Raw genomic sequence first — 561 nt, 5'->3', positions numbered from 1 at the left:
GTGCAAAAAGTATGGTGCCATTTACTGTAATGAGATCAAAAATAGCCGTGGTCAACTCGGGGATACTTGGTATTTGGATGAAGTGTTCATTAAGATAAATGGCGTATTACATTACCTTTGGCGAGCAGTCGATCAAGATGGTGACGAGATAGATATTTTAGTTCAGAAACGGAAAGATAAAGCGGCGGCATTGAGATTTTTCAAGTGCTTATTGAAAGGTGAGGGCGCAACGCCGTTAAAGATGGTGACTGATAAATTAGCCAGCTATTCTGCTGCCAAAAATGAGCTTCTACCAAGCATAGAACACTCTACAACTCAGTATGAAAACAATCGGTGCGAGTTGTCTCATCAACCCACGAGACAACAAGAAAGACAAATGCGGCGATTCAAGTCTCATGGCCAAGCGCAACGATTCTTGAGTTGCCATGGTGTAGTGAATAACTTATTCCGATCGGGTCGCCATTTGATGCAAGCCAAACACTATCGACTTTTTCGTGAACGATCATTTGTCGAGTGGACTAGGGTGAGTTGTATCCAAAATTCAGGATAAGGCGACGTGAG

Annotated in this window: 1 protein-coding gene; it reads left to right on the top strand. The window is 43.0% G+C overall.

The window, feature by feature from the left end:
* Positions 1–550 (top strand): DDE-type integrase/transposase/recombinase (locus R3X26_RS18865; protein WP_317718858.1); only part of this gene is annotated, 550 nt, incomplete at its 5' end.
* Positions 551–561: the final 11 nt, after the last annotated feature.

This window comes from Vibrio sp. TH_r3 (genome assembly GCF_033101115.1).
In the GTDB taxonomy this organism is placed as follows: domain Bacteria; phylum Pseudomonadota; class Gammaproteobacteria; order Enterobacterales; family Vibrionaceae; genus Vibrio.
The sequence above is the reverse complement of the archived record's forward strand: the minus strand, read 5'-3'. Positions and strand labels throughout refer to the sequence as shown.